The sequence below is a fragment of the Gulosibacter sediminis genome (genome assembly GCF_030011715.1).
In the GTDB taxonomy this organism is placed as follows: Bacteria; Actinomycetota; Actinomycetes; order Actinomycetales; family Microbacteriaceae; genus Gulosibacter; species Gulosibacter sediminis.
Map to the genome: position 1 here is coordinate 1 of NZ_JASCYH010000064.1, position 7,363 is coordinate 7,363.

9 protein-coding genes are annotated in these 7,363 nt (G+C 66.2%); 3 read left to right on the forward strand and 6 right to left on the reverse strand.

Annotated features, from left to right (window positions below; all coding sequences use genetic code 11):
- Window positions 1-151 precede the first annotated feature (151 nt).
- The gene (locus QM019_RS12245; protein WP_282853237.1) at window positions 152-811 is read right to left on the reverse strand and encodes an IclR family transcriptional regulator; all 660 of its coding nucleotides are present in this window, start codon (window positions 809-811) and stop codon (window positions 152-154) included.
- A 129-nt stretch (window positions 812-940) separates the two neighbouring features.
- Between QM019_RS12245 and QM019_RS12250 the strand changes: the two genes are divergently transcribed.
- Both QM019_RS12250 and QM019_RS12255 read left to right on the forward strand, forming a co-directional pair.
- Window positions 941-2,887: an FAD-dependent monooxygenase gene (locus QM019_RS12250; protein WP_282853238.1), complete on the forward strand. Its 1,947-nt coding sequence runs from the start codon at window positions 941-943 to the stop codon at window positions 2,885-2,887.
- Window positions 2,888-2,897: 10 nt separating this feature from the next.
- Window positions 2,898-3,101, forward strand: coding sequence for a hypothetical protein (locus tag QM019_RS12255; RefSeq protein WP_282853240.1), 204 nt, complete (start codon window positions 2,898-2,900; stop codon window positions 3,099-3,101).
- Here the strand turns inward: QM019_RS12255 and dnaB are convergent.
- From dnaB to rpsF, 5 genes are all read right to left on the reverse strand, one after another.
- On the reverse strand, window positions 3,098-4,495 hold the full coding sequence (gene dnaB, locus QM019_RS12260) for a replicative DNA helicase (protein WP_193128488.1): 1,398 nt from the start codon (window positions 4,493-4,495) through the stop codon (window positions 3,098-3,100). The two genes, QM019_RS12255 and dnaB, sit on opposite strands and share 4 nt — an antisense overlap.
- A 419-nt stretch (window positions 4,496-4,914) precedes the next feature.
- Complete coding sequence (rplI, locus tag QM019_RS12265; RefSeq protein ID WP_125106560.1) at window positions 4,915-5,367, reverse strand: 50S ribosomal protein L9; 453 nt, start codon at window positions 5,365-5,367, stop codon at window positions 4,915-4,917.
- A gap of 11 nt (window positions 5,368-5,378) precedes the next feature.
- Window positions 5,379-5,636 carry a 30S ribosomal protein S18 gene (gene rpsR, locus QM019_RS12270; RefSeq protein WP_019618109.1) on the reverse strand — a complete coding sequence of 86 codons (258 nt, stop codon included), beginning with the start codon at window positions 5,634-5,636 and terminating at the stop codon, window positions 5,379-5,381.
- Between the two features lie 56 nt (window positions 5,637-5,692).
- Window positions 5,693-6,256 carry a single-stranded DNA-binding protein gene (locus QM019_RS12275; protein ID WP_125106559.1) on the reverse strand — a complete coding sequence of 188 codons (564 nt, stop codon included), beginning with the start codon at window positions 6,254-6,256 and terminating at the stop codon, window positions 5,693-5,695.
- 70 nt (window positions 6,257-6,326) lie between these two features.
- On the reverse strand, window positions 6,327-6,671 hold the full coding sequence (gene rpsF, locus QM019_RS12280; protein ID WP_125107415.1) for a 30S ribosomal protein S6: 345 nt from the start codon (window positions 6,669-6,671) through the stop codon (window positions 6,327-6,329).
- Window positions 6,672-6,907: 236 nt separating this feature from the next.
- Between rpsF and QM019_RS12285 the strand changes: the two genes are divergently transcribed.
- Entirely contained in the window at window positions 6,908-7,321 is a 414-nt protein-coding gene (locus tag QM019_RS12285; protein ID WP_282853241.1) for a hypothetical protein, read from the forward strand.
- Window positions 7,322-7,363 lie beyond the last annotated feature (42 nt).

Sequence of the window (7,363 nt, forward strand, 5' to 3'; positions counted from 1 at the left end):
CCTACGAGATGCCTCTCAGACTCGGGAAATAGGATCTTAGACAACCTCTATTCTTCCTGGTCAGAGGGGCATTTCTGCGTTACGACGCCAACTTAGCAAGCCTCCCCATCGGTGGATCGAGGCTAAGCCGCGACACCACCGGAACGGCTCGTCACCGCACCCGTTCGGCAATGTGCCGGGCGGCGGTGACGAGCCGTTCGACGATGGCCTCCTGGTCGATCGGGCGGGCGACGAACAGGGCCGCGAGCGCTGCCGGGCGTCCCTGCGGCAGGGCGATCGGCACCGCGATCGAGTTGAGCCCGTCGATGACTTCCTCGTGGCTCAGCTCGAAGCGGGCCGGCGGGTACGCCACGGGGTCGAGTTGCGAGCGGATGACCCGGCCGGGGGCGCCGACGTCGACGGAGTGGCGACTGCCCGGGCGCTGCACGACCATGGCATCGAGGTCGCGGGGCTGCGCGCTGAGCAGCGTGACCGCCTCCTCGCCGTCGTGGGTGACGAGGAACGTGGTGAGCTGCAGCTCGTCGGCGACGCGGTCAAGCACGGGTGCCGCCGCAGCCTGGAGGTCGCGGGCGACGCCACGGGCAAGCGCGACGAGCCGGGCGCCGAGCTCGATCTCGCCGGCCGCCGTGCGGGCAGCAAATCCGTGCGTCTCGAGCGTCGCGAGCAGGCGGTAGGCCATCGAGCGGTGGATGCCGATCGCCTCGGCGAGCTGCGCGACCGTCATCGGCCTCGGCGAATCACCGATGATCTCGAGCGCTCGCAGGCCGCGGGCCAGCGTCTGGGACCCCCGCGTCGTTGCCTCATTCGCCACGGCGCACTCCTTCGAACTCTTGCGACCACACCGGTCTCTGCATAGCATTGTTCTATATTTACGACAGTGTCGCAAATAGCGAGACACTGGCCCGCACATTGGCAACGCCGCCACAAAGGAGCTCCACCGATGCAGATCCACTACCGAGGCTATGAATCGGGCGACCCGCGAGTCCGCCCCGCCGCCGGATACGGCGTCGACCGGCCCACCGAACTTCCCGACGAGATGGACGTCCTGATCGTCGGCACCGGCCCCGCTGCGGTCGCCGTCACCGCCCAGCTCTCGCGCTTCCCATCCATCAACGCGCGCGCGATCGAACGCCGCCCCGGCCCCCTCGAGGTCGGCCAGGCCGACGGCATCCAGGCCCGCTCGGTCGAGACGTTCCAGGCCTTCGGCTTCGCCGACGAAGTCATCGCCGAGGCGTACCGCAACGTCGAGATGTGCTGGTGGAAGCCGTCGAAGGACGACCCCTCGAAGATCGAGCGCGTCTCGCGCGACCCTGACGATGCGAGCGGCATCAGCGAGTTCCCGCACATCTACGTGAACCAGTCGCGCATCCTCGACTACTTCCTCCGCGACGCAAAGCGGGCGCCCGGCCGCATCGAACCCGACTACGGCATCGAGTTCCTCGACTGCACGATCGACCCCGGGGCCGAGTACGCCGTCACGGCGCGCGTGCGCTACACCGCCGGCCCGCGCGTGGGCGAGGAGCGCACGGTGCGCGCGAAGTACCTCGTCGGCGGCGACGGCGCCCGCAGCTCGGTGCGCTCGGCGCTCGGCCACCGTCTCCAGGGCGACGCGTCGATGCACGCCTGGGGCGTCATGGACGTCATGGCGAACACAGACTTCCCCGACTTCCAGGTGAAGTGTTCGATCCAGTCGCACGACGCGGGCAACATCCTGCTCATCCCCCGCGAGGGCGGCTACCTCTCACGTCTTTACGTCGACCTCGGCGTGGTTGAGGAGCACGACGCGGGCGCCGTGCGCGCGACCCCGCTCGAGGCGATGATCGAGCGGGCCAACCGCATCCTCGCCCCCTTCACGCTCGACGTGCGCGCCGTCACCTGGTGGTCGGTCTACGAGGTCGCCCACCGCATCACGAACGGCTTCGACGACGTGCCTGCCGAGCACATCGACACCCGCACGCCGCACGCCTTCATCATGGGTGACGCCTGCCACACCCACTCGGCGAAGGCCGGCCAGGGCATGAACGTGTCGATTCAGGACGGCTTCAACCTTGGTTGGAAGCTCGCCGCCGTGCTCGAGGGCCGCTCCCCCGAGGCATTGCTGTCGACCTACGCCTCCGAGCGCAAGGAGATCGCGCAGAACCTCATCGACTTCGACAAGGAATGGTCGACGATGATGGCCCGCCCGGTCGACGAGTGGGAGGACCCGGCCGAGCTCGAGCGCTACTACGTCAACACAATGGAGTTCCCCGCGGGGTTCATGACCGAGTACGCGCCGTCGATCATCACCCTCGACGCCGAGCACCAGGCGCTCGCCGCCGGCTTCCCCATCGGCAAGCGCTTCAAGTCGGCCGAGGTGATTCGCCGCGCCGACAACCGCTGGCAGCACCTCGGGCACCTGCACGAGGCCGACGGCCGCTGGCGCGTCTACGTGTTCGCCGACTCGGCCGCGCCGGCGCTCGAGGGCACCCCGACCGCCGACTTCGCGAACTGGTGGGCGAACGACGCGGCCTCGCCGCGCGTGCGTTACACGCCCGGCGATGGCGACGACGACGCGGTATTCGACACGAAGGTGATCTACCAGCAGGAGTACACCGAGTTCGACCCGAAGGACGTGCCAAACGCGTTCAAGCCGCTCAAGGTGCCGTTCGGGCTCGAGGACATCAACCAGATCTTCGCGACGGGCCACGGCCGCGACATCCACCGCGAGCGCGAGGTTTCACGCGACGGCGCGATCGTGATCGTGCGCCCCGATCAGTACGTCGCCGGCGTGCTGCCCCTCTCAGCCCGCGACGAGGTCGCCGAGTTCTTCGCGCAGCACCTGCTCGAGCCAGCCCCGGCCGAGCGGGCGGAGTTCATCACAGAATTCCACGAGCGCATCAAGCTGTAGCCGCTTCGCGTTGCAGGAGGTCCTGCTCGCCCAGGTCGGAGTCGAGGACGACGCGGAAGAGCTCATGAGCTGGATGGACTTCAGCACCGTGCCGCGCATGGCCGAACTCGCGGGGCACTACGCCGAGGCCGAGGACTCCCCAATGCGGGCATCCTTCGGCCTTGGCCCCGAGCTGCCACTCGACGCGGTCGAGCGGCTGCGGGTGGAAAGCTAGCCCATCGCGGGGGCTGGGGCCATGCCCGGCGCGTAGTCGACGAAGCGCGAGAGGTGGCCCTGGAAGAGCACCGTGACGGTGTCGGTGGGGCCGTTACGGTGCTTCGCCACGATGAAGTCGGCCTCGGAGGCGCGGGGGTGGTCTTTCTCGTAAGCACCCTCGCGGTGAAGAAGGATGACCATGTCGGCGTCCTGCTCGAGCGAGCCCGACTCACGAAGGTCGCTAATGGCGGGCTTCTTGTCGGCGCGCTGCTCGGAGTTTCGGTTGAGCTGCGAGAGGGCGATGACCGGACACTCGAGCTCCTTCGCGAGCAGCTTGAGCGCACGCGAGAACTCCGAGACCTCTTGCTGACGCGACTCGACGCGCTTACCCGAGGTCATGAGCTGGAGGTAGTCGATGACGATGAGCTTGAGGCCGTGCTTCTGCTTGAGGCGGCGGCACTTCGCGCGGATCTCGACGAGGGTCATGTTCGGCGAGTCGTCGATGTAGAGCGGGGCCTCGGCGATGTCGCCCTGTGTGCGGGCGATTTTCTGCCAGTCTTCGTCGGACACCTTGCCGGTGCGCATGTGCTGCAGCTTGACGCTCGCCTCGGCCGAGAGCAGGCGCATGGCGATCTCGGAGCGGCTCATCTCGAGCGAGAAGAAGATCGACGGCATGTTCGCGTGGATCGACGCGTAGCGGCAGAAGTCGAGCGCGAGCGTCGACTTACCCATACCGGGTCGGGCGGCGACGATGATCATCTGGCCGGCGTGGAGGCCGTTCGTGAGGCCGTCGAGGTCGCGGAAGCCCGTGGGCACACCAGTGAGCTCGCCGTCGCGGTTCGCAGCCGCGTCAATGTCGTCCTGCGCGACCTTGAGGGCCTCGCTGAGCGGCACATAGTCTTCGGTCTCGACGCCGCCGGTGACGGCGTAGATCTCGGCCTGCGCCTGGTTGACGAGCTCGACGACCTCGCCCTCGGCGCCGTAGCCGATCTGCACGATGCGGGTGCCTGCCTCGACGAGGCGGCGCAGCACGGCGCGCTCGGCGACGATCTCGGCGTAGTAGCCGGCGTTCGCGGCGGTCGGCACGAGTCCGACGAGCGTGTGCAGGTAGTCGGCGCCGCCAGCACGCTGGAGGTCGCCCGTCTTCGTGAGCTGGTCGGTCACCGCGATGACGTCGGTGGGCTCGCCAGCCGCGTAGAGCGTCTGAAGGGCGTCGAAGATGATCTCGTGCTTCGGAATGTAGAAGTCGATGCCGCGGACGCTCTCAACGACGTCAGCAACGGCATCCTTCGAGAGCATCATGCCGCCGAGGGCCGACTGCTCGGCGAGCAGGTCGTGCGGCGGGGTGCGGGGGCCGTCCTGCGCCGCCCGGCTCGATTCGCGGCCTTCAGTACCGAGATGCGTGAGAGTCATTCGCGTCCTTTCCACAGCCGTTGTATCGCGAGCCTGCGACACGGAGGTGCCGGTACGCAGCGACGATGATTCACCCTAGTGCTCCCCAGAGTGCCCCAACACCACCCACGAAGTTGCCTGTGGATAACTTGTGGAGCGTTGGTGGACGACGCGCCGTGCGAATGTGCACGACAGTGTGGATAACTGTGGAGAACTCGGGTGGAGAGTTTCGTGATTACAACGCTGATCTGGTGTTTTGTTCGTTCACACCCGGTGGATAACAAGCCATCTAAACCACAGCTTGAAGGTTGTCGACTTGCAAAAGTATCCACAGGTGTGGTGTGGGCAAGGCCCGTGAACGGCCGTCGTTCGCACGACAAAACGCCGCGCCACCGGGTGGAAAACCACCCTGGCGACACGGCGTCTTGTGCGTGGGTGCCCTAGCGGGCAGCGATGACCTGCACCTTGAGGGTTGCCGTCACGTCGTCGTGGAGACGAACGAGGGCCTCATGGGTGCCGACCTGCTTGATCTGCGTCGGGAAGACGACCTTGCGCTTGTCGATCGAGCCGAGACCCTGGGCCTCGACCGCGTCGGCGACGTCGGCGGTGCGCACCGAGCCGAACAGGCGGCCTTCGGCGCCCGACTTCACGTGTACGCGAATGAGGGCGGCCTCGAGGCTCTGCTTGAGCGCCTGGGCCTCCTCGACCGACTTGATCGCGCGGGTCTCGCGCGCCTTCTGGATCTGCTCGACCTGTGACTCGCCACCGCGAGTCCAGTTGACGGCGTAGCCCTTGGGAACGAGGTAGTTACGGGCAAAGCCGTTCTTCACCTCGACGACATCGCCAGCCGAGCCGAGCCCGGTGACTTCCTGCGTGAGAATTACCTTAGCCATGCGTGAACTCCTTAGCGGCCCGAGCCTGCGTAGGGCAGGAGCGCCATCTCGCGGGCGTTCTTCACCGCGCGAGCGATGAGGCGCTGCTCCTGCACCGAAACACCGGTGATACGACGGGCGCGGATCTTTCCACGCTCTGAGATGAACTTGCGGAGAGTGTTGACGTCCTTGTAGTCAATGACGCCGACCTTGATGCTCTTCGCCGGAGCGACAGGCTTACCCTTGCCCCGGTGAGCGTTGCGGCGGTTGCCGCTCGACTTTCCAGCCATGAGAAATGCTCTTTCTGAAATCTACGAAAAAGTGATGTGCGGTGAGAGCTGCCGGTCTAGAACGGCGGCTCTTCGTCGTACCCACCACCGGCGCCCGGCGTTGCCCAGCCACCCGAGCCGCTGGACGAGTAGTCCTGCTGCGGTTGCTGACGGGGTGCGCTGTTGCCCCAGGGCTGCTCGGCCTGCGGACGCTCGTTCTGCTGCACAGAACGCTGCTGTCCGCCACCGAAGTTGCCGCCCTGGCCGCCCTGACCACCCGAGGTGCGCTGCACCTGAGCGGTCGCGTACCGCAGCGACGGGCCGATCTCGTCAATCTCGAGCTCAACGGTCGTTCGCTTCTCGCCCTCGCGGGTTTCGTACGAACGCTGCTTCAGCCTGCCCTGCGCAATGACGCGCTGGCCCTTGGTGAGGCTCGAGGCAACGTGCTCGGCGTAGTCGCGCCACACGGATGCTCGCAGGAACAGCGCCTCGCCGTCCTTCCACTCGTTCGACTGACGGTCGAACGTGCGCGGTGTCGATGCGATGGTGAAGTTCGCTACGGCCACACCCTGGGGGGTGTAGCGCAGTTCGGGGTCGGCGGTGAGGTTGCCCACCACGGTAATGATCGTGTCGCCTGCCATTTCGCGCTCCCTACTTGTCCCGGTGATTCGCTACGTTACGTGTGCGGTGTTGGGGTTTGACTTGTGTGACTTACTTGGCCTCGGCCGCGTCGTCTTCCGACTTCGCGTTGCTGAGACGGAACGATGCCTCGTCCGCGCGCAGGACCTTGGTGCGCAGCACGGCCTCGGAAAGGCGCAGCTGGCGGTCGAGCTCCTGTGCGGTTGCCGAGGTCGCGGTGAAGTTCACGACGGCGTAAATGCCTTCCGACTTCTTCTCGATCTCGTATGCGAGCTTGCGCTTGCCCCAGATGTCGGTGTTCTCGATGGTTCCGCCGTCCTTGGTGATGACTGCGAGGAACTTGTCGAGGCTGGTGGCGACGGTGCGCTCGTCGATTTCTGGCGAAATGATCACCATGAGTTCATACTGATGCACGATTAACCCACCTCCTTTGGTCTCGAACGGCTGCAGACGGTCTGCAGCAGGAGGGTTCTGCATCGTGCCGGTTGCCCGGCACTGTGAATTGCGGCCAGTGGATTCGGCCACGCAACCTCCATATCTTATGCGCACTCGGGGCCACCGCGCCAGTGCCGGATTCACTCGCGCGCGCGATGCCGCATCAGCCCGGTTCTGTCAGCATGGAGGCGACACCGCGAGCGTAGGAGAGATCGAGCATGACGAATCCCCCGGAAAACCCGTACGAGCAGCCGAACCCCTTCGCGCAGCAACCACCCCAGCAGCCGTACCAGCAGCCGTACCCAGCCTCTGCATCCGGGCCGCTGCCGCCGCAGCCGACGGGAGAGTTCAATGTGATGGGCCTCGTCGCGCTCATCTGCGGCATCATCGCCATCGGGGTGAGCTGGGTGCCATTCCTCGGTTGGTTCGGGATGCTCCCGGCGCTCGCCGCGGTGGGCTTCGGCATCGCTGGCGTCGCGGCGCAGCGCTACCAGGGCAATCGCGGCCCCGCGATCGCGGGGCTCATTCTTGGTGGCGTCGGGTTCATTTTCTGCCTGATCCTGCCGATCTTCACCGGCGCGTGGTTCGTCTTCGACCAGGTGATCAGCTACGACAGCTCGCTCGGCCTTTAACGCAAACGACGGCGGGCGGGTGACCAGAAATGGTCACCCGCC